Consider the following 24,869-nt stretch of genomic DNA (forward strand, 5'->3'; position numbering starts at 1 on the left):
TAGGATACTGATCCGGTTGCCTGGCGACCATGCCTGTCGCCGTTCTGGCCCGCAGGCCCTTACGACAAAACGTTGCGCATGAACCAGATGGCTCCACGGTAGTCTGTTCTGCGTGACTCGAGAATTCCCGATGCGCCGCTGCTGGCCCATCGCTACCCTGAGATAGCCGTCTTCCATGTTTGGTTCCAACGACGACAAAAAAGCGCCGGCCGAGGCTGGCGAGAAGAAAGGCCTGTTCAGCTGGTTTCGCAAGAAGCCGCAGCCCACTGTCGCCGAACAGCCGCAAGCCCCTGAACCGCAGGCCGTAGAGCCGACGGCGCCGGTCGAGCCGGTTGCCGCGGCCGAACCGCCTGCCCCGCTCGAGCCGGTTGCGCCAGTGGCCCCGGTGGTCGAGGCGCCCGCGCCCGAGGCGGTGGCGTCCGTGCCTTCGCTGGCCCAGGCGGCAGATCCTGTCGTGCAGGTGCAAGCCGTCGAGCCGCAGGCCCAAGAGCCCGTCCAGCCCGCTCTGGTCGAGCCTGAGCCGACTCCGCCAGCCCCAGCCCCAGCCCCGGAGCAGGCGCCTGCCGCGCCGGTCAGCAACCTGGTTCTGCCGGTTGCCGAAGAGCCGGTGGCGCTGGTCCCTGATCTTGAGCCCAAGGCGCCGCCGGCCATTGCGCAACGTCCGACAGTCGAGCCGGAGGTAGTCGAGGCCGCCGTGCTGGCGCCAGTGGTAGTCGAACCCGTCATGGCCGCCGTTTCAGCGGAACCAGCACCGGAACCGGAACCAGCACCGGAGCCAGAGCCGACCCCCGTCGCCACCGAACAGGCCAAGCCTGGCTTCTTCGCCCGCCTCAAGCAGGGCCTGTCGAAGACCAGCGCCAGCATCGGCGAAGGCATGGCCAGCCTGTTCCTGGGCAAGAAAGTCATCGACGACGACCTGCTCGACGAGATCGAGACCCGCCTGCTCACCGCCGACGTTGGCGTCGAGGCCACCTCGACCATCGTCCAGAACCTCACGCAGAAGGTCGCCCGCAAACAGTTGGCCGACGCCGACGCGCTGTACAAGTCGCTGCAGGACGAACTGGCCGCGCTGCTGCGCCCGGTCGAGCAGCCGCTGAAGATCGAGGCGCAGAACAAGCCCTACGTGATCCTCGTGGTCGGCGTGAACGGTGCCGGCAAGACCACCACCATCGGCAAGCTGGCCAAAAAGCTGCAGCTCGAAGGCAAGAAGGTCATGCTCGCCGCCGGTGACACCTTCCGCGCTGCCGCGGTGGAGCAGTTGCAGGTGTGGGGCGAGCGCAACCAGATCCCGGTGATCGCCCAGCACACCGGTGCCGACTCGGCCTCGGTGATCTTCGACGCCGTGCAGGCCGCCAAGGCCCGTAACGTCGATGTGCTGATCGCCGACACCGCCGGGCGCCTGCACACCAAGGACAACCTGATGGAAGAACTGAAGAAGGTTCGGCGGGTCATGGGCAAGCTGGACGCCGAGGCGCCGCACGAGGTGCTGCTGGTGCTCGACGCCGGTACCGGGCAGAACGCCATCAGCCAGGCCAAGTACTTCAACCAGAGCGTCGAGCTGACCGGCCTGGCCCTGACCAAGCTGGACGGCACGGCCAAGGGCGGGGTGATCTTCGCCCTGGCCAAGCAGTTCAATATCCCGATCCGCTTCATCGGTGTGGGCGAAGGCATCGACGACCTGCGCACCTTCGAGGCCGAACCTTTCGTCAAGGCGCTGTTCGCCGAGCGGGAACCTTCATGATCCGATTCGAACAGGTAGCCAAGCGCTATCCCAACGGCCATGTCGGCCTGCACGAACTGAGCTTCCGGGCGCGTCGTGGCGAGTTCCTGTTCGTCACCGGCCATTCCGGCGCCGGCAAGAGCACCTTGCTGCGCCTGCTGCTGGCCATGGAGCGCCCGACCAGCGGCAAGCTGCTGCTGGCCGGCCAGGACCTGGGGCAGATCAGCAACGCGCAGATTCCATTCCTGCGCCGGCAGATCGGCGTGGTGTTCCAGAACCACCAACTGCTGTTCGACCGCACCGTGTTCAACAACATCGCCCTGCCGCTGCAGATCCTCGGCCTGTCCAAGGCCGAGATCGCCAAGCGGGTGGACTCGGCACTGGAGCGTGTGTCGCTGAGCGACAAGGGCGAGCTGTTCCCGGCCGACCTGTCCACCGGCCAGCAGCAGCGCGTCGGCATCGCCCGCGCGATCGTCCACCAGCCCGCCTTGCTACTGGCCGACGAACCCACCGGTAACCTCGACCCGCGCCTGGCCGCGGAGATCATGGGCGTGTTCGAGGACATCAACCGCCTCGGCACCACGGTGCTGATCGCCAGCCACGACCTGGCGCTGATCGCGCGCATGCGCCACCGCATGCTGACGCTGCAACGCGGCCGCTTGATCGGCGATGGGGAGGCCGGGCAATGAGCACTACACGTACACCAAAGGTTTCCGAGCGCGTCGCGCCGAAAGCCGCCGATCCGCAGCCGTCGAAGAAAAAGCGTGGCGATCACGATGACGATGGTCCGGACTTTCGCAGCCTCCTGCACGCCTGGCTGGAAAGCCATCGTGCCAGCCTCGCCGACAGCTTGCGCCGTCTGGGCAAGCAGCCGATCGGCAGTTTCTTCACCTGCCTGGTGATGGCCGTGGCGCTGAGCATGCCCATGGGCCTGTCGCTGCTGCTCAAGAACGTCGAGAAGCTTGGCGGCTCGTGGCAGCGCGCGGCGCAGATTTCGCTGTATCTCAAGCTCGATGCCAGCAGCCGCGATGGCGAGGCCCTGCGCGACGAGATCAAGGGCATGCCGGGGGTTGCCGAGGCCCAGTACATCAGTCGCGAGCAGGCGCTGGAAGAGTTTCAGCAGCAGTCCGGGCTGGGTGAAGCCCTGCGCGAGCTGCCGGACAACCCGCTGCCCGGCGTGGTGGTGGTGACCCCGACCGAGGTCGACAAGCCAGCCTTGGAAGCCCTGCGCCAGCGCCTTTCGGAGCTGCCGCGGGTGGAAGCGGCGCAATTGGACCTGGTGTGGGTCGAGCGCCTGGCGGCGATCCTCAAGCTCGGTGACCGTTTCGTCTTCGGTCTGGCGGTGATGTTGATTTCCGCACTGCTGTTAGTAATTGGTAACACTATTCGTCTACATATTGAAAACCGCCGCGTCGAGATCGAAGTGATCAAGCTGGTGGGTGGCACCGACAGCTACGTACGCCGGCCGTTCCTCTACATGGGCGCGCTGTACGGCCTGGGTGCCGGTGTGCTGGCCTGGGGCATCCTGGCGTTCGGCCTGAACTGGCTCAACGACGCGGTAGTCGGGCTTTCGGGCCTGTACGGCAGTGATTTTGCCCTGGGCGGTGTTCCCGCTGCGGATGGTCTTTCGCTCTTGATCGGGGCGGTGCTGTTGGGGTATATCGGTGCATGGATCGCAGTGGCTCGCCACCTGAACGAGCTGGCGCCGCGATAATGTTTTGTGGCCAGTATTGACAAAATTTTCATTTTGGAACTTGTACAAGGGTTCCTTGTCTATGCTGGCAGTGCCCAAAAGGCATGAGTCTGTAAGCCGGAGGTACTTGAATGACCAATTCGTTGCAACCTGCCTATGCCCTGGTTCCCGGTGCAAACCTGGAAGCCTATGTGCACACGGTCAACAGCATTCCGTTGCTGACCCCGGAGCAGGAGCGTGAACTGGCCGAGCGTCTCTACTACGAGCAGGATCTTGAGGCCGCTCGGCAAATGGTGATGGCCCACCTGCGTTTCGTTGTCCACATCGCCCGTAGCTATGCAGGCTACGGGCTGGCCCAGGCCGACCTGATCCAGGAAGGCAACGTTGGCCTGATGAAAGCGGTAAAGCGCTTCAACCCGGAAATGGGCGTGCGTCTGGTGTCCTTCGCGGTGCACTGGATCAAGGCCGAGATCCACGAGTTCATCCTGCGCAACTGGCGCATCGTCAAGGTGGCTACCACCAAGGCCCAGCGCAAGTTGTTCTTCAACCTGCGCAGCCAGAAGAAGCGCCTGGCCTGGTTGAACAATGACGAAGTGCATCGCGTGGCCGAAAGCCTCGGCGTCGAGCCCCGTGAAGTGCGCGAGATGGAAAGCCGTCTGAGCGGGCACGACATGGCCTTCGACCCGGCGGCGGAAGCCGACGACGACAGTGCCTTCCAGTCGCCTGCGCATTACCTGGAAGACCATCGCTACGACCCGGCCGTGCAGCTGGAAGACGCTGACTGGAGCGACAACTCCACCAGCAACCTGCATGAAGCCCTGCAAGGCCTGGATGATCGCAGCCGTGACATCCTCTACCAGCGTTGGCTGGCCGAGGAGAAGGCCACCTTGCATGAGCTGGCCGAGAAGTACAGCGTGTCGGCGGAGCGTATTCGCCAGCTCGAGAAGAACGCGATGAACAAGGTCAAGGCATTGATCACGATCTGATCGACGCCTGGCTGGTACGAAAAGGCCGCTTGCCTCCTGGGCAAGCGGCCTTTTCATTGGTGTTGTCTGCGCTGGCCTCTTCGCCGGCAAGGCCGGCTCCTACAGGTATCGCGCCCCCTGTAGGAGCCGGCCTTGCCGGCGAAGAGGCCAGTACACAAAACTCAAAGTTTGCGCGAAGCATCCAGCTGCATCAGATAGCTCGGCCCGCCCAGCTGGCTCATCTGCCGGCGGATCCAGCCGGCGCGGCTGGCCACATAGGCGCTGGGGCGGCTGGCGCTCCACTTGATCGGGCTCGGCAGCACCGCGGCCAACTGTGCGGCCTGTTGTCGCGTCAACCGGCTGGCATCCACGCCGAAGTGATAACGCGCCGCGGCCTGGGCACCGAACACGCCCTTGCCCCATTCGGCACTGTTCAGATACACCTCGAGTATCCGCTCCTTCGACCAGAACAGCTCGATCAGTGCGGTGAACCAGGCTTCCAGCCCCTTGCGCAGCCAGCTGCGCCCAGACCACAGGAACAGGTTCTTGGCCACTTGCTGGGTGAGCGTGCTGGCGCCGCGTACCTTGCCGCCACGCTCGTTGTAGGCCAGTGCCGCCTGGATTGCCGGAATGTCGAAGCCCCAGTGGTTGGCGAACTTCTGGTCTTCGCCGGCGATCACCGCCACCTTCAGTTCATCGGAGATGTCTGCCCAGGGTGTCCAGTCGCGTTGCAGGTCGATCGGCTCACCACTGCCCCAGGATTGCACCTTGCGCTCGACCATCAGCGCCGTGCCGGGCGGCGGCACCCAGCGCAGCACCAGCACCACGACAATGCTGGCAGCGGCGAACCAGAGCAGGGCGCGGGCAAGGCGACGGAGAAGGGATGACAGCATGGTGATGGCTTGGCCGGACGGTAGGAACCGGCCATTATACAGACCCCTCTCGAGGAGTCGTCCCATGCTTCGCAGCTTCCTGATGCTCGCCGCGTTCTTCGGCTTTACCGGCGTCGCGCTTGGCGCCTTCGCCGCCCATGGCTTGAAAAACCGGCTCAGCGCCGACTACCTGGCGATCTTCCATACCGGCGTCACTTACCAGCTGGTGCATGCCCTGGCGATTTTCGGCGTGGCGCTGCTGGCGGCGCATTTGCCCGGACGCCTGGTCGGCTGGGCCGGTGGTCTGTTCGCGCTGGGCATCCTGCTGTTCTCCGGTAGCCTCTACGTGCTGACCCTCAGCGGCTTGGGCAAGCTCGGCATGATCACCCCACTGGGTGGCTTGTGCTTCCTCGCCGGCTGGCTGTGCCTGGGCCTGGCCGCCTGGCGCCTGGGCTGACCGAACGGTCCACAATCGCGACTAATGGCGCGCGCCGCCCTTGGGTTGCGGGGTGGATCGGGGCTAGAATGCGGGCCCCAAAGAACAATGGTGGCCGTGCGCATGCTCATTCAACTGAACGGTGAACCTTACGAATTGCCCGCGGGCGAAAGCGTCGCGGCCCTGCTCGGCCGGCTGGAGCTGGCCGGCCGCCGGGTGGCGGTGGAACTGAACCTGGACATCGTGCCGCGCAGCCAGCACGAGAGCACGTCATTGCGCGAGGGCGACCAGGTTGAAGTGGTTCACGCCATTGGCGGTGGTTGAGCGCGTCCCGCCGTTTCATCCAAAAGCCCCGTAACCTTTGCAGAGGAACATCGATGAGCAACGTTCGAAGCGACAAGCCTTTCGTCCTGGCCGGGCGCACGTTCCAGTCGCGCCTGCTGGTCGGCACCGGCAAGTACCGTGACATGGACGAAACCCGCCTGGCCACCGAGGCCTCGGGTGCCGAGATCGTCACCGTAGCCGTGCGTCGCACCAACCTCGGCCAGAATGCGGGCGAGCCGAACCTGCTCGATGTGCTGTCGCCCGACAAGTACACCATCCTGCCGAACACCGCGGGCTGCTTCGATGCAGTCGAGGCGGTACGCACCTGCCGCCTGGCCCGTGAGCTGCTCGATGGCTACAAGTCCCACGAGAGCCGGACGCTGGTGAAGCTGGAAGTGCTGGCTGACCAGAAAACCCTGTTCCCCAACGTGATCGAAACCCTCAAGGCCGCCGAGGTGCTGGTCAAGGACGGTTTCGACGTGATGGTCTACACCAGCGATGACCCGATCATTGCCCGCCAGCTGGCCGAAGCCGGCTGCATCGCGGTCATGCCGCTGGCCGGCCTGATCGGTACCGGCCTGGGTATCTGCAACCCGTACAACCTGCAGATCATCCTGGAAGAATCCAAGGTGCCGGTGTTGGTCGATGCCGGCGTGGGTACCGCCTCCGACGCCACCATCGCCATGGAGATGGGCTGCGAGGCGGTGTTGATGAACTCGGCCATTGCCCACGCCCAGCAGCCGGTGCTGATGGCCGAGGCCATGAAACACGCCATCGTCGCCGGTCGCATGGCGTATCTCGCCGGGCGCATGCCGAAGAAACTCTATGCCAGCGCGTCTTCGCCGCTGGAAGGTCTGATCAAGTAAGAGCCCCTGATGACTGAATCGCAAGAAACGCCGATCACCGAAGACGGCGAAGCCCGCCCGCACCGCCGCATCAAGAGCTTCGTGATGCGCGCCGGGCGCATGACCGAAGGCCAGCAACGGGGCCTGGACCAGGGCGGCCCGCAGTTCATCCTGCCGCTGGCCGACAGCCCGGTGGACTACGACCAGGTGTTTGGCCGTTCGGCGCCGCGCACCCTGGAGATCGGCTTCGGCATGGGCCACTCGCTGCTGGAAATGGCGGCGGCCTCGCCGGAGCTGGACTTCATCGGTGTCGAAGTGCACCGCCCAGGTGTTGGCGCGCTGCTCAACGGCGTGCTCACTCAGGGCCTGAAGAACCTGCGGGTGTACGACTGCGACGCCATCGAGGTGCTCAACCGCTGTGTGGCCGACAACAGCCTCGACCGCCTGATGCTGTTCTTCCCGGATCCATGGCACAAGGCGCGTCACCACAAACGCCGGATCGTTCAGCTGGAGTTCGCCGAGCTGGTGCGCCGCAAACTCAAGCCCGGTGGCGTGTTTCACATGGCGACCGACTGGGAGCCCTATGCCGAATACATGCTGGAAGTGATGAGCGCAGCGCCCGGCTATCGCAACCAGGCGGCTGATGGCGCCTATGTACCGCGCCCTGAAGAGCGCCCGATCACCAAGTTCGAGCGCCGTGGTGAGCGCCTTGGGCATGGGGTGTGGGACTTGAAGTTCGAGAAGGTGAGCTGAGCCTGGGTTGCCTGACCGCAAACAAAAAAACCGCCTTGTGAAAGGCGGTTTTTTTATGCGGGCTTCGGGTTACGAATCCTCAGCCTGCGCGTTTCAAGCGTCACTGGAGACCACCCACAAACGCGATACTAGGAGTACTTGTGGAGTGCGTCAATCACGGAAATATTAGGCATCAAGTGTGACTGAGCAGGTAACAGCCTTGAACCTTTCGCTGTCGTAAGATTGCCCCGCTCTCATGGGGGAATCTCCAGTGGCGGGCCGGGAAACGAATTCGTTCTGTTGTCTCGGCCCCTTCGACGCGGCCTACGAACCGCGCCGGCAGGGTTTCGAAGGGCCATCTACCCGGCCACTTCACTGGAGACCACCCCACATGATCTCCGAAGGTGTCGAAGTGCCGGTTAGACGCTGGAAGAATGGCCCAGCCAACACGGAGGCCAAGGCATATGAAGCGTTTGCTGAATACGCTGAGCCGCGTTTGGAAGCTCATTCGGATCCTGATCGTTTTCAGGACCGTCAGGGACTTCCTGCGTGATCACTTCGACGATGCCCGATAAGAGGTTAGTCGGGTGAGAAGCCGCCCTGGCCCGCCAGGGCGGCTTTTAGCAAGTGCTCAACCCTGTTGATCCGCCACCACACCCATTCGAATCCTCCTGAAAATCAGGCCTGTGTTCTTGTCCGGCCTTTGCGCAGGTAGCACATGTTATGCACTGGTCGTCCACGCGCTGTGTGAGCCTTCTGGTCCGGGTATTCAAGCCTGAAAGACAGGAAACTCACCATGCATGTCACACCTTGTTCCGCGTCCACACCAGGTGCACTGCTTAGCGTTGCCACGCTATGCATGGTCGCGTTCGGCTGTGAAGCGTCGGCACCGCCAGGGAGCGGTATCAACCTCTCTGGCATGGCGATGTACGAGCGCACGACCAAAAACTTTGCACCGAACTTCGCGCTGCGCCAAGTCGCGCAGAGCACGGCATTTCTGATCGACAGCGGCAACGATGCAGCACCCGCTTTGCTAGTGGGTAGCGGACATGCACTGGAGGACAGCGCCGACATCGTCGAGGCAGAGTTGCCTGGGGTGGGGCATATCAGTTTCCCGGGTGTTGCCGGGAGGCATTTCTCCGTCGCTCGGGTGCGTTACGCCTCGCGTCGGGGCCTGGATTTCGCCATCCTCGAACTGTCCCAGACCCAGGGGGCACTCAAGGCGCTTGGGGTTGCGCCCTTGGCCTTGGCTGGACGCAAGGCCGTCGGGGGTGAAGCGGTTATCGCCGCGCCACGACTGAGTGACAGCCGTCTCGGTGTCGCCAGTTGGCCGGAACAGGACCTGCCGTGGATCGACATGAAGACTGGCGATGGTGTCGTGTACCGCCATCTGTTGAGGGTGGAGGGTGCAAGCCTGCAGCCGGGTGACTCTGGCAGTCCGGTGCTGGATGCAACGCATCGTGTCTTGGCAATCTTCCACAGCACCTTGCCTGGTGCCGGCCATGCTTCGGACCTGAGCTTCCTTCCGGCCTGCCTGACGCAGGGGCGCTTCAATGCTCAGGGCTGCGGGTTGGACAATGCCTTCAACGTGCTGGTGGAAAAAGACGATGACAGCCGCCTGATCTACAAGCAGTCCGTTCAGGCACCTATCGTCATCGATTCACCCGTGTACTCTACGACGCCCTTCTATCAGGCCAAGCTTGCGCAATGGCCGGAGCAATGTGAGCAAGCGGATGGATACGGCGTGCAGCAAGTCTCGGGTGATGCGCTGAATCTTTCTGCGACGGGCTTGATCCTGGCGCCGGCGAATCCAACGGTACTGGCGTTGTGCTTATGGGGGCGCGGGGCCGATGGACCCGAGCCTGCCAACCGCAATGCCGTGGCGTTGCCAGTGCTGGTACACCCGCCGGGGCCCGCAGCACAACCGCAGATGAGCGTCAGCGCACCCTACCAGGATGCATTCGGTCGCAGGGCCTACCGGATCAATGTGCCGTCAAGGCACATCCTGTTCCAGCGCGTGGAGTTCAAGCTGGGGCCCTGGCACAGTACCGCCTGTGCAGATCCCCGTGGCTACGGCGATTTGAGCAGCAAGATCATCGTCCGCCAAGACAGCCGCTTGTGTGCCGTGGGCATCGATCACGCCGGGCAGCGTTCAGTAGCGGTGGAGGCCAGGCTGCGCCCCTGAGCTCGAACAGTGCGCGGGTACTTTGCGGCCCGCGCACGCTTGCAGGCTCAACCCCGTCGATCAGCCACCACGCCGATCAGTACCAGCACCACCAGCAGCACCGGTGCCAGCGCATAGTTGTTGAACTGCCCCAGCCCCTTGACGATCCACGGCGTTGCGTAGATCAGCGCCGCGCCGCTGCCGATCATCACCAGCAAGGCCATGAACGGCACCCGCAAGGCGCCGGCCAGGCCGCCCAGGCGGCCTTCCACCCAGCCCTTGATATCGGTGCCGAACAGCACCAGCAGGCAGCCCACCAGGGCTAGCGAGATCTCCGACAAATTGCTGCGGCTCCAGCGGGAAACGGTCGAGAGCAGGTCAAGTACCAGGTCCATGGGTCATCCTTAATTCAAGAAGTACTGCAGCAGGTCGTTGAGGAACAGCTGGCCGCGCGGCGTGGCCGCCAATCGATCCGGTTCGACCCGCAAAAGGCCTTTTTGTTCGGCTTCACGGCGGGCTTCGGCCAGTTGTGCAAGAGGCAGGCCGGTACGCAGGTTGAACAGTTCGGCCTCCACTCCGTCGGTGAGGCGCAGGGCGTTCATCAGGAACTCGAAGGGTAGCTCTTCGGCGGGCAGCAGCTTTTCCCCGGCCTTGAACGGCTTGGCCGGGTTCAGGTAGTCCTTGGGCAGGCGGGTCTTCCAGGTGCGCAGGATGCGTCCGTCCGGGAACGACAGCTTGCCATGGGCGCCTGCACCGATGCCGATGAAGTCGCCGAAGCGCCAGTAGTTCAGGTTGTGCCGCGCGGCACGACCGGCCTGAGCGTAGGCCGAGACTTCATATTGGCGGTAACCGTGGTCGGCCATCAGCGCCTGGCCCGCTTCCTGGATATCCCAGAGGATGTCGTCCTCGGGCAGCTCCGGCGGCTGGTTCCAGAACACCGTGTTGGGTTCTACCGTCAGCTGGTACCAGGACAGGTGCGTCGGCGCCAGTTCGATGGCCTGGCGTAGGTCGCCCAAGGCGTCGTCGAGCGACTGGTCTGGCAAACCGTGCATCAGGTCCATGTTGAAGTTGTCGAAGCCTGCCGCGCGGGCCATATCGGCGGCGCGCACCGCTTCGGCGCCATTGTGGATGCGCCCGAGCTTCTCAAGCTTGGCGGGCTGGAAGCTCTGCACGCCGATGGACAGGCGGTTGATGCCGGTCTGGCGGTAGGCCTTGAACTTCTCCTGCTCGAAGGTGCCCGGGTTGGCCTCGAGGGTGATCTCGATGTCCGGGGCGAACGGGATGCGTTGCTCGACTCCGCGCAGCAGGCGCCCCAGCGCATCGGCGCTGAACAGACTGGGGGTGCCGCCGCCGAAGAAGATCGTGCTGATGGCGCGGCCCTGGACGGCCGGCAGCTCCTGGTCGAGATCGGCGAGCAGGGCGTCGATGTACTCGGCTTCTGGCAGGGTCGGGCCGGCCTGGTGCGAGTTGAAGTCGCAGTACGGGCATTTGCGCACGCACCAGGGGATATGGATATACAGCGACAGCGGCGGGAGCTCGGGAAGGACCAGGCCCGCCGGCTGCAAGGACAGCTTTTCGGTCATGCTAGGCCCAGACGTTGACGCAGCAGGGCCATGGCGCGGGCGCGGTGGCTGAGCTGGTTCTTTTCGAGCGGGGCGAGGTCGGCGCTGGAGCACTTGCGCTCCGGCACCCAGAACAGCGGGTCGTAGCCGAAGCCGTGTTCGCCGCTGGCCTCGAACAGGATGCTGCCATGCCACAAGCCTTCGCAGAGGATCGGCAGCGGATCGTCGGCATGCCGCACCAGGGCCAGCACGCAGACGAACTGCGCGCCGCGCTGGTCTGCAGGCACGTCCTTGAGGGCTTCGAGCAGCTTGGCGTTGTTCGCCGCGTCGCCCTTGCCGTCGGCGTAGCGCGCCGAGTAGATGCCCGGCGCGCCGCCGAGGAAGTCCACTGCCAGGCCCGAATCGTCGGCCAGCGCCGGCAAGCCGGAGATGCGCGCGGCGTTGCGGGCCTTGAGGATGGCGTTCTCGACGAACGACAGGCCGGTCTCCTCCGGCTCTACCTGGCTGAATTCGCCGATCGAACGCAGCTGCACGGACTCGCCGAGCATGGCCTGCAGTTCCTTGAGTTTGCCGGCGTTGTGGCTGGCCAATACGAGTTGCTGGAAATTCATCATTCGCCTGGGAACACTTCCTGGTTGAAGCTGAGTGTGTGGCTGACGCCGCCGGATTCGATATTGAGGTCGAAGGTGACGGTCTCGGCCTGGTCGATCTTGAACTGGGCGATATAGTAAACCGCGCCTTGGTCGGTGATCTGTTTGAACGACAGCGGGTTGCTGCGCCCGGTAAGGTCCTTCACGGTGCCGCTGACCACCGCCATGGCCGGCTTGCCAGCCTTGAGCACGGCGATGTTGAGCACGCCCTGGTTCTTGCTGCGGGTAAGGCCCGTGGCTGCGGCGATCTCCGGTTGCAGCATGCTCGAGGTGAAGGCGCTGTAGTGCACCGTCACGTCGCCGAAGTCCTGCTTGCGCTCGGGCCTGGCGGCATCGGCAGCCAGTACCGGCAAGGCCAGGCACAGGCTGATCAGAAACAGTGCTAGTCGACGCATGATCGCATTCCTCCGTTCGCGAGGGTCAGACCGCGAGCTGGTGCTCCTGCAGGCCCGGGCTGCTGACCCGATAGATACCGATTTCACCTAGAAGATTAGGCCAAAGCCGGCCGCCCAACCCATTACGGTGCAGGCGGTCGACGGCCAGGCGGTCGAGCACCTTGGCGTGGCGCTCATGGCACAGGTTCTCGAAGTCTTCGAAGGTGCAGAAGTGGATGTTCGGGGTGTTGTACCAGGTATACGGCATGAAGTCCGATACCGGCATGCGACCCTTGGTCGCCAGGTACCAGCGGCAGCGCCAGTGGCCGAAGTTGGGGAAGGTGATGATGCACTGGCGGCCTACACGCAGCATCTCGTCGAGGATCCGGTCGGGGTATTCCACGGCCTGCAGGGCCTGGGTCATGACCACCACGTCGAAGCTGTTGCTGGCGAAGTTGCCCAGGCCCTTGTCGAGGTCCTGTTCGATGACGTTGACGCCCTTGGCCACGCACGCGGCGATGTTGTCGGCGTCGATTTCCAGGCCATAGCCGGTGACGTTCTTGCGCTCGCGCAGCGAGGCCAGCAGTTCGCCGTTGCCGCAACCGAGGTCGAGTACCCGGCTGCCGGCGGGGATCCAGTCTTGGATGATTTCCAGGTCGGCTCTCATGGGGTCCTCAGACAGCGATGCGGTTCATGTAGTTGGCGAAGCCCTGCATGTAGCGGGGCGTCGGGATGAGGAAGGCGTCGTGGCCGTAGGGCGAGTCGATGTCCAGGTAGCAGACGTTCTTGCGCGCGGCCATCAGGGCGTCGACGATCTCCCGCGAACGGGCCGGCGAGAAGCGCCAGTCGGTGGTGAACGACATGATGCAGTAGTCCGCCTTGACGTGCGCCAGGGTGGCCGCCAGGTCGCCGCCATGGGCCGCGGCCGGGTCGTAGTAGTCCAGCGCCTTGGTCATCAGCAGGTAGGTGTTGGCGTCGAAACGCCCGGAGAACTCCTCGCCCTGGTAGCGCAGGTAGCTCTCGACCTGGAACTCGACGCTGTGGAAGTCGTAGTTGAGCTTGTCGCTCTTGAGCTCGCGGCCGAATTTCTCGCCCATCGAGTCGTCCGACAGGTAGGTGATGTGGCCGACCATGCGCGCCAGCATCAGGCCGCGCTTGGGGACCACGCCCTGGTCCTGGAACGAGCCGCCGTGGAATTCGGGGTCGGTGAGGATGGCCTGGCGCGCCACTTCGTTGAAGGCGATGTTCTGAGCCGACAGCTTGGGCGCCGAGGCGATGTCCACGCAGTGGCGCACCCGGTCGGGGTAGGTGATGGTCCATTGCAATGCCTGCATGCCGCCAAGGCTGCCGCCGACGATGGCGGCCCAGGTCTGGACGCCTAGGCGATCGGCCAGGCGCGCCTGGCTGTGTACCCAGTCTTCCACGGTCAGTACCGGGAAGTCGGCGCCGTAGGGCTTGCCAGTGGCCGGGTTGAGGCTGCTGGGGCCGGTGCTGCCGTTGCAGCCGCCGAGGTTGTTCAGGCTGACCACGAAGAACCGGTTGGTGTCGATTGGCTTGCCGGGGCCGATGCAGCTGTCCCACCAGCCCGGCTTGCGGTCGCTGGCGGCATGATAGCCGGCGGCATGGTGGTGGCCGGACAACGCGTGGCAGATAAGCACGGCGTTGCTGGCGCTGGCGTTCAGCTGGCCATAGGTTTCGTAGATGAGTTCGTAGCTGGCCAGGGCGCGGCCACAGGCCAGGGCCAGCGGTTCATCGAACCGGGCGACTTGCGGTGTTACCAGACCGACGGAATCTTCGGGAAGGACAGTGGACATCGACCCTGCTCACGCTTGACGGAGGCGTAAGTCTAAAGAGCGCTACCACCAGCGGCAAGCAAAGGCTTGCCGCTGGAAGTGTCGATGTGCCGGGGGCGGATCAGATCATCCGCCACAGCTCCTGCGGCATGCCGGCGTAGGCGGCCAGCTGCGGCATGAGGAACGACTGGATCACCTGGATGGCGATGAAGGCGAAGATCGGCGAGATGTCCATGCCGCCGAGGTTCGGCACCAGGCGCCGGAAGGGTGCCAGCACCGGCTCGCTGATCTGGTAGGCCAGCTCGGCCGCTGGGTTGTGGCTGTTCGGTGCGACCCAGGAGACGATCACCATGACGATCATCGCCACCCAGAAAATCTTCAGGAACAGCGAAGTGATGCCCAGGATCGACCACATCAGCAGGTGCAGGATGTCGCCGAAAGTGCCGTAGGTGACCATCAGCACGAAGGCCATCAACAGCGCCTGGATGATGATCGACAGCAGCAGCGACGAGGTGTCCAGGCCGGCGATGCTGGGGATCACCCGGCGCAGCGGCTTGAGCAGCGGCTGGGTGGCGCGCACGGCGAACTGGCTGAGCGGGTTGTAGAAGTCGGCCTTGACCAGTTGCAGCACGAAGCGCAGCAGGACGATCACCAGGTACAGGCTGACCAAGGTTTGCACCACGAAGATCGCGGCGCCGGACAGTGCATTCATCAAAGGCTCCTTATTTGCCCAGTTGTTCGGCCAGCTCGGCGGAACGGGTTGCCGCGGCTTGCAGTGCCTGCTCGACGATCGCTTCGAAGCCGCTGGCCTGGAAGGACTTGATCGCCGCCTCGGTGGTGCCGGCCGGCGAGGTGACGCGGCGGCGCAGTTCGGCGGCGTCGACATCGCTGGCTACCGCCATGCGCGCGGCGCCCAGGGCGGTTTGCAGGGTGAGTTGCGAGGCGGTTTCGCGTGGCAGGCCGAGTTTCTCGCCGGCGGCGGTCATGGCTTCGATCAGCAGGAAGAAGTACGCCGGGCCGCTGCCGGAAACGGCGGTGACGGCGTCCAGTTGCTGTTCCTGTTGCAGCCACAGTGCGGTGCCCACCGCGGACAACAGTTGCTCGGCTTGCTGGCGTTGTGCGGCGGACACTTGCTCGGTTGCATAGAGGCCGCTGACCCCTTGGCGCAACAACGCCGGGGTGTTGGGCATGCAGCGCACCAGCGGGACCTGGCCCAGCCAGGCCTGCAGGCTGGCGCAGGTGATGCCGGCGGCAATCGAGACGATCAGTTGGCCGGGTTTCAGGTTGGGCTTGAGCGTTTCGCAGACCGCCTTCATCACCTGCGGCTTGACCGCGAGGACGATCACATCCACGCCGTCGATGGCCTGGGCGTTGCTTTCGAAGGCTGCGATGCCGTGTTCGGCCTGGATCCGCGCGCGGGTCTCGGCACCCGGGTCGCTGGCGCGAATCTGCGCGGCGTCCAGGCCCTGGGCACGCAGGCCGCCGATCAGGCTGGCGGCCATGTTGCCGGCGCCGATAAAGGCAATACGAGTCTTGCTCATGTCAGGTCCTTGAGGGAAAGAGTGAGTTAAGCATGGATTCAGGCCTGGCCGTAGTCGCGGGCACCGAACAGGGCGGTGCCGATGCGGACCCAGGTCGCCCCTTGGGCGATGGCGGCTTCCAGGTCATGGCTCATGCCCATCGACAGGGTGTCCAGGCCAAGGCCCAGTTGCTCCTGGAGCTGGCGCAGGGTGGCGAAGGCGGCCTCTTGTTCGGCGCGCTCCTCGGTCGGTTCCGGGATCGCCATCAGCCCGCGCAGGCGCAGGCCGGGCAGGGCATTCACGGCCTGCGCCAGGGCCGGCAACTCGGCTGGAGCGCAACCGGACTTGCTGTCCTCGCCACTGACATTCACCTGCAGGCAGATGTTCAGCGGCGCCAGGCCGGCGGGGCGCTGCTCGCTGAGGCGTTGGGCGATCTTCAGGCGGTCCACGGAATGTACCCAGTCGAAATGCTCGGCGATGGCCTTGGTCTTGTTCGACTGAATGGGGCCGATGAAGTGCCAGATCAAGGGCAGGTCGGAAAGTGCCTGTTGTTTGGTCAGGGCTTCCTGAAGGTAATTCTCACCTACATCGCGCAGGCCGGCGGCGTAGGCCTCGCGGATGGCGCTGGCAGGCTTGGTCTTGCTCACCGCCAGCAGCTGGACGCTGGCGGGATCGCGCCCGGCGGCCCTGGCCGCGCTGTCGATGCGGCGGGCAATGGCGCAAATGTTGTCTGCTAGGGTGGACATGGTTGGTCGCCGACGGCTTTGGGGTCTGCGGCATTCTACCTGCTTGCTCGTCGTTGGGGAGTCTCATGGATGTGACCGAGCTGCTGGGCCAGGCCCGGGCGGCGGGTGCCAGCGACCTGCACCTGGCCGTGGGGGAGCGGCCGTTGCTGCGCCTGGAGGGTGTGTTGCAGCGGCTGGCGCTTGCGCCGTTGACCGCGCTGGTGCTGGAGCAAGGCATGGCCGCGTTGCTCGACGACGACCAGCGCCGGCAATGGCTGGCGGCAGACGAACTGGACCTGGCGGTGAGCCTGCCTGGGCTGGGGCGCTTTCGGCTGAACCTGTTTCGTCAGTGCAATGGGCTGGGCGCCAGCGTGCGCTTGATCCCGGCGCAGGTGCCGAATCTCGAGGCGCTGGAGCTGGTGGATGTTTTTGCAGCTATCAGCCGCTGTCGTGATGGCCTGGTGCTGGTGAGCGGGCCGACCGGCAGCGGCAAGTCCAGCACATTGGCGGCGCTGGTCGACCGCCTCAACCGCGACCATGCGCTGCACATCGTCACCCTCGAAGACCCGATCGAAGTGATCCACAGCGGCCAACGCAGCCTGGTCAATCAGCGCGAGATCGGGCGTCACAGCCGCGACTTCGCCCAGGGCCTGCGCAGTGCCCTGCGCCAGGATCCGGATGTGATCATGGTTGGTGAACTGCGTGACCTGGAGAGCATCCGCCTGGCGCTGCGGGCAGCGGAAACCGGGCATCTGGTGCTGGCCACCGTGCATACACGCTCGGCGGTGAACAGCATCGACCGGCTGGTGGAGGTGTTCGCGCCGCAAGAGAAACCATTGGTGCGCGCGATGCTCGCCGAATCGCTACGCCTGGTGGTCGCGCAGGTGCTGGTCAGGCGTCGCGGTGGCGGGCGTGTGGCGGCGCGTGAGGTGCTGGTGGCGACGCCTGCGGTGCGCAATTTGATCCGCGAGGGACGGATGGCGCAGCTCTACTCGTTGATGCAGGCGGGCGGGGCGGTCGGGATGCGGACGATGGAGGCGGCGATGCAGGCGCTGAAGGCCCAAGGTGTGCTGTAGGCGGCAACACCCAGGCGTGCCTGCTTCGCCAGCAGCAGGGGGCTTGGGCTTAGCGTTTGGCCAGGCGCAGCGCCTGCTGCTCTTTGGGCAGCACGCGCTTGGCCACCACGTAGTGCTTCTGCCAGTAGGGTTTTTCCAGGCTGTCGATGCTTACCCGCTTGCCGGTGCGCGGGGCGTGGATGAAGCGGTCGTTGCCCAGGTAGATGGCCACATGGTTGACCCGGCGGCTCTTGATGTTGAAGAAGATCAGGTCGCCCGGCTTGAGGTCGCCCTTGGCCACCTTCACCCCCTGGCCCTGGGCCATGGCGTTGGAGGTGCGCGGCAGGTCGACATCGGCCACGTCGTTGAAGGCGTACTTGACCAGGCCGCTGCAGTCGAAACCTTTCTTCGGGCTGCTGCCGCCCCAGCGGTAGGGGGTGCCGAGCACGTTCACCGCGCGGCTGAGCACCTCACTGCTCTGCTTGGGCGACATCGCCACGGCCTGCAGGCCCACGGCCTGTTGCTTGGCGGCGTTGCCTGGGCGGGCGCGCAGGGTGGTGGTGCGGTATTGAACCGGGGCGCGTTTCACCGTGGCATCGGCATTGGCCGTGTAACCGGTGAAACCGCTGGGGAGTCGTTGCTCACGGTTGGTGGCGTGGGCGGCCAGGGGCAATAAAAGGCAGAGGGTCAGCCATGTCTTGAAGAAAGGTGGCATAGATGAAGCTCTTATAGGTGTTGGCGCGCAACTTTATAACAGCTTTTTGATCAAATTCTGATCCGTTGGTCGCTCGGCCACGTACCATATGTCGGGTCAACACGGAAAAGTCACATTTTCCGTTAGAAAATTTTCGGCTAACCCACGAGGGCTTCGAATGAATGGTTATCAACAGGGTGTGCCTGCGCACGACACCCACAGCAAGGTCCTCGGCTACCTGCTCTGGATCTTCGGCTTCACCGGTTCGCACCGGTTCTACTATGGCAAACCCGTTACCGGGACGATCTGGTTCTTCACCTTTGGCCTGCTCGGCATCGGCTGGCTGATCGACCTGTTCCTGATCCCGTCGATGGACCGCGAGGCGGACGTGCGCTTTGAGTCCGGTGGGGTGGACTACAACCTGGCGTGGATCTTCCTGACCTTCCTGGGCATCTTCGGCGTGCACCGCCTGTACCAGGGCAAATGGATCAGCGCGTTGATCTACCTGTTCACCGGTGGCCTGTTCCTGCTGGGGGTGCTGTATGACTTCTGGACCCTGAACCGGCAGATTTCCGAGGTCAACCTCGCCCGTCGGCGGGTATGAAAAAAGGCCTTGTCGCGGTGTGCGGCAAGGCCTTTTTCGTTATTGGCGGCGTTGTTGCAGCAGCAGGTTGCTGAAGCCTGCCCCGGCCAGTTGCTTCTGCGCCACGGTCAGCTGTTCGCGGTTGCTGAACGGGCCGACCATCACGCGGTACCAGGTCTCTTCCTTGACCGTCCCCGACTCCACCTTCACCGCCTGGCCGAGCAGGATGATCTGTGCGCGGACCTTGTCGGCGTCCGCCTGCTTGCGGAACGAGCCGGCCTGCAGGAAGAACTGGGTGGTGGCCGCCGGCTTGATCACCGGTGGTGCCGGTGGCGGTGTCTGCCCCAGCAGCGCGGCCTGGGCACGGGCGGTATCGATCTTCGCCGCCTCCGCCGGGGTGACCGGCGTGCTCGGCACCGGTGGTTGCGCCGGCACCGGCGGGGTCTTCTCCGGCACGGCCTCGGGCGGCACGATCACCTCCGACTCCGGCAGCAGGGTGTAGAAGTCGTACTTCGGCTTCACCGGCTGCTGGGGTGTCGGCGTGGTGGTCTTGCTGGTCTCGGCGACTCGCTCCGGCTTCTGCTGTTCGGGCTTGGCGCGCTTGATATCGCCGCCGCCGGGTTCGAGCTTCATCAGGAACACGATAAAGGCGCCCACGGTCAGGCCGACCGCCAGCCACACCCAGCCGGGGATCGGCTGCTTGGCGGGTGGCTGGTGGCGGCTGGCGCCGCGCTTGGGCGCGGGTTTTTTCTTTGCAGCCAACTTACATGCGCTCCAGGGTTTCCAGGCCGAGCAGCTCCAGGCCCTGCTTGAGGGTGCGGCCGGTCAGGGCGGCCAGGCGCAGGCGGCTCTGCTGCTGTTCGGCGGTATCGGCGGAGAGGATCGGGCAGTTCTCGTAGAAGCTTGAGAACAGGCCGGCGAGGTCGTACAGGTAGCTGCACAGTACGTGCGGGGTGCCCTTGTCGGCAACGTTGTTGAGGATTTCGCCGAACTGCGCCAGGCGCGCGGCCAGGTCCTGCTCATGGGCCGCCTGCAGGACGATTGCGCCGTCCACCTCGTCGAAACCCTTGCCCAGCTTGCGGAACACACCGGCCACGCGGGTGTAGGCATAGAGCAGGTAGGGCGCGGTGTTGCCTTCGAAGTTGAGCATCAGTTCGAAATTGAAGCTGTAGTCGCTGGTGCGGTGCTTGGACAGGTCGGCGTACTTGACCGCGCCGATACCGACCACCTCGCCGATGTGGCGCAGTTCGTCCTCGCCCAGCGAGGGGTTCTTTTCCTTGACCAGCGCGTAGGCGCGGTCCTTGGCTTCGCTGAGCAGGTCGATGAGCTTGACGGTGCCGCCATCGCGGGTCTTGAACGGACGGCCGTCGGCGCCGTTCATGGTGCCGAAGCCCATGTGCTCCATTTTCATCGGGTGGCCGACGAAGCCGGCACGGCGGGCCACTTCGAACACCTGGTTGAAGTGCAGGGCCTGGCGCTGGTCGACGAAGTACAGGGCGCGATCAGCGTGCAGCGTGTTGCTGCGGTAGCGTACCGCGGCCAGGTCGGTGGTGGCGTACAGGTAGCCGCCGTCGGCCTTCTGCACGATCACCGGCAAAGGCTCGCCTTCGCTGTTCTTGAATTCGTCGAGGAACACGCACTGGGCGCCCTGGTCCTCGACCAGCAGGCCCTTGGCCTTGAGGTCGGCGACCACGTTGGCCAGGTCGGCGTTGTAGGCGCTCTCGCCCATCACGTCAGCCATGGTCAGCTTGACGTTGAGCAGCTCGTAGGTCTTCTGGCAGTGCGACAGCGAGATGTCCTTGAAGCGCGTCCACAGGGCCATGCACTCAGGGTCGCCGGCCTGCAGCTTGACCACCAGGCCGCGGGCGCGGGTGGCGAACGCCTCGGACTCGTCGAAGCGCTTCTTCGCGGCGCGGTAGAAGTTCTCCAGATCCGACAGTTCGTCGCTGGTGATCGGGTTCTCTTCCAGGTACGCCAGCAGCATGCCGAACTGGGTACCCCAGTCGCCGACGTGGTTCTGGCGGATGACGTCGTCGCCGAGGAACTCCAGCACCCGCGCGACGCTGTCGCCGATGATGGTCGAGCGCAGGTGGCCGACGTGCATCTCCTTGGCCAGGTTCGGCGCCGACATGTCGATGACGACTTTCTCGGCCGGGCCGGCCTTGCGCACACCCAGTTGGGCATCGGCCAGGGCGGCGTCGAGGCGCTGAGCCAGGGCGGCGGTGTTCTGGAAGAAGTTCAGAAAGCCAGGGCCGGCGATCTCGACCTTGCTGATGTCGGCGCTGGCGGGCAGGGCGGCGATCAGCTTTTCAGCCAGGTCGCGTGGCTTCATGCCGGCCGGCTTGGCCAGCATCATGGCGATGTTGCTGGCGAAGTCGCCGTGGGTCTTGTCCCGGGCGTTTTCCACCTGGATCGCCGGCGTCAGCCCGTCAGGCAGCACACCGTCGGCGACGAGTTGGGTGAGGGCTTGCTGGATCAGCTGGCGAATGGTGTCTTTCATGGGGTTCTCTTTTCGACCGCAAGCGCGGTGGAGCGCTTCGATGCGCAGGTGGAAAAACTGGGCATTATCCGTTGCCGGGGGCGGGTTGCCAACCTTTTGGCCGGTATCGCTGGTCAGGCGTGGGGGCGGGCTTGCCCCGCGATGGGCTCGATCGCGGGGCAAGCCCGCTCAATCGCTCAATACAGGTCGACCGGGTCGACATCCAGCGACCAGCGTACCTGGCGCCCCGATGGCATCTGCTCCAACACTAGCAACCAGGCGCTGATCAGTCGATGCAAGGGGCCCCGGGCATTGGCCTGGAGCAATAGTTGCGCGCGGAATCGGCCCGCCCGTCGCTCCATCGGCGCGGGCACCGGGCCCAGCAGCTCGATACCGTGCAGGCCTTGCTCGCGCAGCAGGCGCTCGGCGGCGCTGCACGCCTCGTCGAGGAAGCTTTCTGCCTGGCCCGGCATGTGCGCATCGGCGCGCAGCAGGGTCAGGTGGGCGAACGGTGGCAGGCCGGCGGCGCGGCGTTCGCTCAGGGCCTGCTCGGCGAAGGCGAAGTAGCCCTGCTCGGTGAGTTGCACCAGCAGCGGATGGTCGGCCAGGTGGGTCTGTACGATCACCTTGCCAGGCTCCTCGGCCCGCCCAGCGCGGCCGGCCACCTGGACGATCAACTGGGCCATGCGCTCGCTGGCGCGGAAGTCGCCGGAGAACAACCCGCCGTCGGCATCGAGGATGGCCACCAGGGTCACCCGGGGGAAGTGATGCCCCTTGGCCAGCATCTGGGTGCCGACCAGGATGCTCGGCTGGCCGCGCTGGATGGTGCTGAACAGCTGGTGCATGGCGTCCTTGCGCGAGGTGCTGTCGCGGTCCACGCGCAGGATCGGGTAGTCGGGGAACAGCACCTTGAGGCGCTCTTCGGCGCGCTCGGTGCCAGCACCCACCGGGCGCAGGTCGACATGGGCGCACTGCGGGCACTGCAGTGGCAGGCGCTCGTCGTAGCCGCAATGGTGGCAGCGCAGCACGCCCGAGCGTTGGTGCACGGTCATGCGCGCGTCGCAGCGCGGGCACTCCGACAGCCAGCCGCAGTCATGGCACAGCAGGGTCGGGGCGAAGCCACGGCGGTTGAGGAACACCAGCACCTGCTGGCCAGCCTCCAGGGTCTGGCGGATGGCCTGTTGCAACGGGCCGCTGATGCCGCTGTCCAGCGGCAGGCTGCGCACATCCAGGCGCAGGAAGCGCGGCGGCTTGGCACCACCGGCGCGCTGGGTCATGCGCAGCAGGCCGTAGCGGCCGCTGTGGGCGTTGTGCAGGCTCTCCAGCGACGGCGTGGCCGAGCCCAGCAGGATCGGCACGTTCTCCTGGTGCGCGCGTACCACCGCCAGGTCGCGGGCATGGTAGCGCAGGCCTTCCTGCTGCTTGTAGGAGCCGTCGTGCTCCTCGTCGATGATGATCAGCCCGGGGTTTTTCATCGGCGTGAACAATGCCGAGCGGGTGCCGATGATGATGTCGGCCTCGCCATCGCGGGCCGCCAGCCAGGCGTCCAGGCGTTCGCGGTCGCTCACTGCCGAATGCAGCAGGGCGATGCGGGCGTTGAAGCGTTGTTCGAAGCGCTGCAGGGTCTGCGGGCCGAGGTTGATCTCGGGAATCAGAATCAATGCCTGCTTGCCGGCCTCGAGGGTCTCGCGGATCAGTTGCAGGTAGACCTCGGTCTTGCCGCTGCCGGTGACGCCGGCCAGCAAATAGGCATGGAAGCCGCCGAAGCCCGCGCGCACGGCCTCGAAGGCGGCGCGTTGCTCCTCGTTGAGCGGCAGCTCCGGCTGGGCCAGCCAATGTTCGTGGCGTGCTGCCGGCAGGTGGCGGCGTACTTCGACCTGCACCAGTTCCTTGGCCAGCAGCAGGTCGAGGCTGTCCTTGTTCAGGCCAAGCTTGCCCAGCAGCGCGTGGGCAACACCGTGGGGGTGCTGCGACAGGGTCTTGAGCGCTTCGCGCTGGCGTGGCGCCCGGGTGATGCGAGGGTCTTCCAGGCGCGCGCCGCCGGCAACGTGCCAGAAGCGCTCCTGGCGGGCCTCGGCCGGCTCGCCCTGGCGTAGCAGCGTCGGCAGCGCCCAGCTGAGGGTGTCGCCGAGGCTGTGCTGGTAGTACTGGGCGGTCCACAGGCACAGCCTGAACAACGCCGGCGGTAGCGGCGAGACCGGGTCGAGCAGGGCGCTGGCAGGCTTGAGCTTGTCGGCCGGCACTTCGCTTTTGTCGGCGACCTCCACCAGCACCCCGATCATCTCGCGTCGACCGAATGGCACGCGGATGCGCATGCCAGGGGTCAGCGCCTGGCGTGCCATGCTCGCAGTGGCCCGGTAGTCGAACAGGCGACGCAGGGGCGAGGGCAGGGCAAGGCGCAGGATGACGTCGGACACGCGGAAGGTCTCTGGAGGGCGTTTCACAAATCAGGCGAGCCTAGCAGACGACAGCCGGTGCAAGCGACAACTTGCGCTGGCCCTGCGCTCTGGTATTATTCGCCGCCTAATTACGTGCGGTATTCAACAATAGGTGTTGGGTGGCGGCACGCAGCTCGAGGAAGTGACCATGAAAGCAGATATTCATCCGAACTACGAAGCGGTTGCAGTCACCTGCAGCTGCGGCAACAAATTCGAAACCCGTTCGACCCTGGGTAGCACCCTGGCGATCGACGTTTGCAACCTGTGCCACCCGTTCTACACCGGTAAGCAGAAAGTCCTGGACACCGGTGGTCGCGTACAGAAGTTCGCCGATCGCTTCGGTATGTTCGGTACCAAGAAGTAATCATGCGCATGGCGAATCTCTCGAGGTTCGCGCTGTTGCAAAAGAAGGCGCCCCTGGTGGGCGCCTTTTTTGTGGGCGCGATCTGGCATTTTCCAGCCTTGGCGTTCTGTCCGCTGCCCGAGCAGGCGCAGCAGGTGGCGGTGCGCACTGTGGTCGATGGCGACACCCTGCGCCTGGTCGATGGCCGCAGCGTGCGGCTGATCGGTATCAATGCCCCGGAGATCGGCCGCAAGGGGCGGACCAGCGAAGCCTATGCCGAGGCGGCCAAGCGGCGCCTGCAAGCCTTGGTAAGGGCCAACGACGGACGGGTCGGGCTGGTGCTGGGGGCTGAGCCCAAGGACAAGTACGGGCGCACCCTGGCGCACATCTATGGCCGTACTGGCGACAATTTCGAAGCACAACTGCTCAGCGAAGGCCTGGGCTATCGGGTTGCCATCGCGCCCAACGTCAGCCTGTCGCGCTGCCAGCAGCAAGCCGAGCAGGTGGCGCGCAAGGCGGCCGCCGGGCTTTGGCGACAGTCGCCGGTGCTGCGCGCGGGGGATATCCGCCAGTCCGGCTTTGCGGTCATCGCCGGCAAAGTCACGGGTATCGAGCGCAATCGTGGCGGTACCTGGCTGGAGCTCGACGACAGCCTGGTGCTGCAGGTACCCGCTCGTCTGCAACGCAGCTTCCCTGCCAGCTTCTTCGCTAACCTCAAGGGACGCCAGGTCGAGGCGCGCGGCTGGGTGCTGGATCGTTCCCGCAAAGGCGGGCTCAAGCCCGGGCAGCGACGCTGGCTGTTGCCATTGACCGATCCGAGCATGGTGGAGCCTAAATAGTTGTAGACAGTTTGCTATTGGATTGTACACACTGGGCCCGGTAAGCCCCGTGGGTTATAGCGT

At 64.9% G+C, this 24,869-nt stretch carries 28 protein-coding genes; 14 read left to right on the forward strand and 14 right to left on the reverse strand.

Annotation, left to right across the window (positions count from 1 at the left end; all coding sequences use genetic code 11):
• Window positions 1-175 precede the first annotated feature (175 nt).
• From ftsY to rpoH, 4 genes are all read left to right on the forward strand, one after another.
• Complete coding sequence (ftsY, locus tag KSS95_RS04470) at window positions 176-1,741, forward strand: signal recognition particle-docking protein FtsY (protein ID WP_217852009.1); 1,566 nt, start codon at window positions 176-178, stop codon at window positions 1,739-1,741.
• Window positions 1,738-2,409, forward strand: coding sequence for a cell division ATP-binding protein FtsE (gene ftsE, locus KSS95_RS04475; protein ID WP_011531723.1), 672 nt, complete (start codon window positions 1,738-1,740; stop codon window positions 2,407-2,409). The genes ftsY and ftsE overlap by 4 nt, the downstream gene beginning before the upstream one ends.
• Complete coding sequence (ftsX, locus tag KSS95_RS04480) at window positions 2,406-3,434, forward strand: permease-like cell division protein FtsX (RefSeq protein ID WP_217852011.1); 1,029 nt, start codon at window positions 2,406-2,408, stop codon at window positions 3,432-3,434. Before ftsE ends, ftsX begins: the two co-directional genes overlap by 4 nt.
• Before the next feature lie 110 nt (window positions 3,435-3,544).
• The gene (gene rpoH / locus KSS95_RS04485; protein ID WP_134691329.1) at window positions 3,545-4,399 is read left to right on the forward strand and encodes an RNA polymerase sigma factor RpoH; all 855 of its coding nucleotides are present in this window, start codon (window positions 3,545-3,547) and stop codon (window positions 4,397-4,399) included.
• Between the two features lie 161 nt (window positions 4,400-4,560).
• Here rpoH and mtgA read toward each other — a convergent pair whose 3' ends face one another.
• On the reverse strand, window positions 4,561-5,271 hold the full coding sequence (gene mtgA, locus KSS95_RS04490) for a monofunctional biosynthetic peptidoglycan transglycosylase (protein WP_217852013.1): 711 nt from the start codon (window positions 5,269-5,271) through the stop codon (window positions 4,561-4,563).
• Window positions 5,272-5,335: 64 nt separating this feature from the next.
• Between mtgA and KSS95_RS04495 the strand changes: the two genes are divergently transcribed.
• From KSS95_RS04495 to KSS95_RS04520, 6 genes are all read left to right on the forward strand, one after another.
• Window positions 5,336-5,707, forward strand: coding sequence for a DUF423 domain-containing protein (locus tag KSS95_RS04495; protein ID WP_217852015.1), 372 nt, complete (start codon window positions 5,336-5,338; stop codon window positions 5,705-5,707).
• Between the two features lie 102 nt (window positions 5,708-5,809).
• Entirely contained in the window at window positions 5,810-6,010 is a 201-nt protein-coding gene (gene thiS, locus KSS95_RS04500; protein ID WP_217852017.1) for a sulfur carrier protein ThiS, read from the forward strand.
• Between the two features lie 53 nt (window positions 6,011-6,063).
• Entirely contained in the window at window positions 6,064-6,876 is an 813-nt protein-coding gene (locus tag KSS95_RS04505; RefSeq protein WP_217852019.1) for a thiazole synthase, read from the forward strand.
• A gap of 9 nt (window positions 6,877-6,885) precedes the next feature.
• A complete protein-coding gene (gene trmB, locus KSS95_RS04510) occupies window positions 6,886-7,608 on the forward strand; it encodes a tRNA (guanosine(46)-N7)-methyltransferase TrmB (protein WP_217852021.1) in 723 nt (240 codons plus the stop codon).
• A gap of 370 nt (window positions 7,609-7,978) precedes the next feature.
• Window positions 7,979-8,140: a hypothetical protein gene (locus KSS95_RS04515; RefSeq protein ID WP_217852023.1), complete on the forward strand. Its 162-nt coding sequence runs from the start codon at window positions 7,979-7,981 to the stop codon at window positions 8,138-8,140.
• 243 nt (window positions 8,141-8,383) lie between these two features.
• Window positions 8,384-9,772, forward strand: a complete 1,389-nt coding sequence (locus KSS95_RS04520; RefSeq protein WP_217852025.1) for a S1 family peptidase — start codon at window positions 8,384-8,386, stop codon at window positions 9,770-9,772.
• A 47-nt stretch (window positions 9,773-9,819) separates the two neighbouring features.
• On the opposite strand, the gene KSS95_RS04525 is transcribed toward KSS95_RS04520, so the two are convergent.
• From KSS95_RS04525 to KSS95_RS04565, 9 genes are all read right to left on the reverse strand, one after another.
• Window positions 9,820-10,146, reverse strand: a complete 327-nt coding sequence (locus KSS95_RS04525; RefSeq protein WP_011531731.1) for a DUF3392 family protein — start codon at window positions 10,144-10,146, stop codon at window positions 9,820-9,822.
• Between the two features lie 9 nt (window positions 10,147-10,155).
• Window positions 10,156-11,334, reverse strand: coding sequence for a radical SAM family heme chaperone HemW (hemW, locus tag KSS95_RS04530; RefSeq protein WP_217852027.1), 1,179 nt, complete (start codon window positions 11,332-11,334; stop codon window positions 10,156-10,158).
• Window positions 11,331-11,927, reverse strand: a complete 597-nt coding sequence (gene rdgB, locus KSS95_RS04535; RefSeq protein WP_217852029.1) for an RdgB/HAM1 family non-canonical purine NTP pyrophosphatase — start codon at window positions 11,925-11,927, stop codon at window positions 11,331-11,333. The genes hemW and rdgB overlap by 4 nt, the downstream gene beginning before the upstream one ends.
• On the reverse strand, window positions 11,924-12,358 hold the full coding sequence (locus KSS95_RS04540) for a DUF4426 domain-containing protein (protein WP_134691336.1): 435 nt from the start codon (window positions 12,356-12,358) through the stop codon (window positions 11,924-11,926). The genes rdgB and KSS95_RS04540 overlap by 4 nt, the downstream gene beginning before the upstream one ends.
• Window positions 12,359-12,383: 25 nt before the next feature.
• The gene (gene metW, locus KSS95_RS04545; protein WP_011531735.1) at window positions 12,384-13,004 is read right to left on the reverse strand and encodes a methionine biosynthesis protein MetW; all 621 of its coding nucleotides are present in this window, start codon (window positions 13,002-13,004) and stop codon (window positions 12,384-12,386) included.
• 7 nt (window positions 13,005-13,011) lie between these two features.
• Complete coding sequence (metX, locus tag KSS95_RS04550) at window positions 13,012-14,151, reverse strand: homoserine O-succinyltransferase MetX (RefSeq protein WP_217852031.1); 1,140 nt, start codon at window positions 14,149-14,151, stop codon at window positions 13,012-13,014.
• A 100-nt stretch (window positions 14,152-14,251) separates the two neighbouring features.
• Window positions 14,252-14,842 carry a YggT family protein gene (locus KSS95_RS04555; protein WP_134691339.1) on the reverse strand — a complete coding sequence of 197 codons (591 nt, stop codon included), beginning with the start codon at window positions 14,840-14,842 and terminating at the stop codon, window positions 14,252-14,254.
• Between the two features lie 10 nt (window positions 14,843-14,852).
• On the reverse strand, window positions 14,853-15,671 hold the full coding sequence (gene proC / locus KSS95_RS04560) for a pyrroline-5-carboxylate reductase (protein WP_217852032.1): 819 nt from the start codon (window positions 15,669-15,671) through the stop codon (window positions 14,853-14,855).
• Between the two features lie 38 nt (window positions 15,672-15,709).
• A complete protein-coding gene (locus KSS95_RS04565; RefSeq protein ID WP_217852034.1) occupies window positions 15,710-16,396 on the reverse strand; it encodes a YggS family pyridoxal phosphate-dependent enzyme in 687 nt (228 codons plus the stop codon).
• Window positions 16,397-16,461: 65 nt separating this feature from the next.
• Here KSS95_RS04565 and KSS95_RS04570 point away from each other — a divergent pair, with 65 nt between their 5' ends.
• Window positions 16,462-17,451: a type IV pilus twitching motility protein PilT gene (locus KSS95_RS04570; protein WP_217852036.1), complete on the forward strand. Its 990-nt coding sequence runs from the start codon at window positions 16,462-16,464 to the stop codon at window positions 17,449-17,451.
• Window positions 17,452-17,500: 49 nt separating this feature from the next.
• Here KSS95_RS04570 and KSS95_RS04575 read toward each other — a convergent pair whose 3' ends face one another.
• Window positions 17,501-18,145, reverse strand: coding sequence for a C40 family peptidase (locus KSS95_RS04575; protein WP_217852037.1), 645 nt, complete (start codon window positions 18,143-18,145; stop codon window positions 17,501-17,503).
• A gap of 157 nt (window positions 18,146-18,302) precedes the next feature.
• On the opposite strand from KSS95_RS04575, the gene KSS95_RS04580 reads away from it, so the two are divergent.
• A complete protein-coding gene (locus KSS95_RS04580) occupies window positions 18,303-18,728 on the forward strand; it encodes an NINE protein (RefSeq protein ID WP_217852039.1) in 426 nt (141 codons plus the stop codon).
• A gap of 39 nt (window positions 18,729-18,767) precedes the next feature.
• On the opposite strand, the gene KSS95_RS04585 is transcribed toward KSS95_RS04580, so the two are convergent.
• From KSS95_RS04585 to KSS95_RS04595, 3 genes are all read right to left on the reverse strand, one after another.
• The gene (locus KSS95_RS04585) at window positions 18,768-19,469 is read right to left on the reverse strand and encodes an SPOR domain-containing protein (protein WP_217852041.1); all 702 of its coding nucleotides are present in this window, start codon (window positions 19,467-19,469) and stop codon (window positions 18,768-18,770) included.
• A gap of 1 nt (window position 19,470) precedes the next feature.
• Window positions 19,471-21,207, reverse strand: coding sequence for an arginine--tRNA ligase (gene argS / locus KSS95_RS04590; RefSeq protein ID WP_217852043.1), 1,737 nt, complete (start codon window positions 21,205-21,207; stop codon window positions 19,471-19,473).
• A gap of 176 nt (window positions 21,208-21,383) precedes the next feature.
• Window positions 21,384-23,603: a primosomal protein N' gene (locus KSS95_RS04595; protein ID WP_217852045.1), complete on the reverse strand. Its 2,220-nt coding sequence runs from the start codon at window positions 23,601-23,603 to the stop codon at window positions 21,384-21,386.
• A 169-nt stretch (window positions 23,604-23,772) separates the two neighbouring features.
• Between KSS95_RS04595 and rpmE the strand changes: the two genes are divergently transcribed.
• Both rpmE and KSS95_RS04605 read left to right on the forward strand, forming a co-directional pair.
• Window positions 23,773-23,988 (forward strand): 50S ribosomal protein L31, encoded by a 216-nt coding sequence (rpmE, locus tag KSS95_RS04600; RefSeq protein WP_134691348.1) that lies wholly within the window; start codon window positions 23,773-23,775, stop codon window positions 23,986-23,988.
• Window positions 23,989-23,990: 2 nt separating this feature from the next.
• Complete coding sequence (locus tag KSS95_RS04605; RefSeq protein ID WP_217852047.1) at window positions 23,991-24,806, forward strand: thermonuclease family protein; 816 nt, start codon at window positions 23,991-23,993, stop codon at window positions 24,804-24,806.
• The last annotated feature ends 63 nt before the right edge of the window (window positions 24,807-24,869 follow it).

It is taken from the genome of Pseudomonas muyukensis, assembly GCF_019139535.1.
Classification (GTDB): domain Bacteria; phylum Pseudomonadota; class Gammaproteobacteria; order Pseudomonadales; family Pseudomonadaceae; genus Aquipseudomonas; species Aquipseudomonas muyukensis.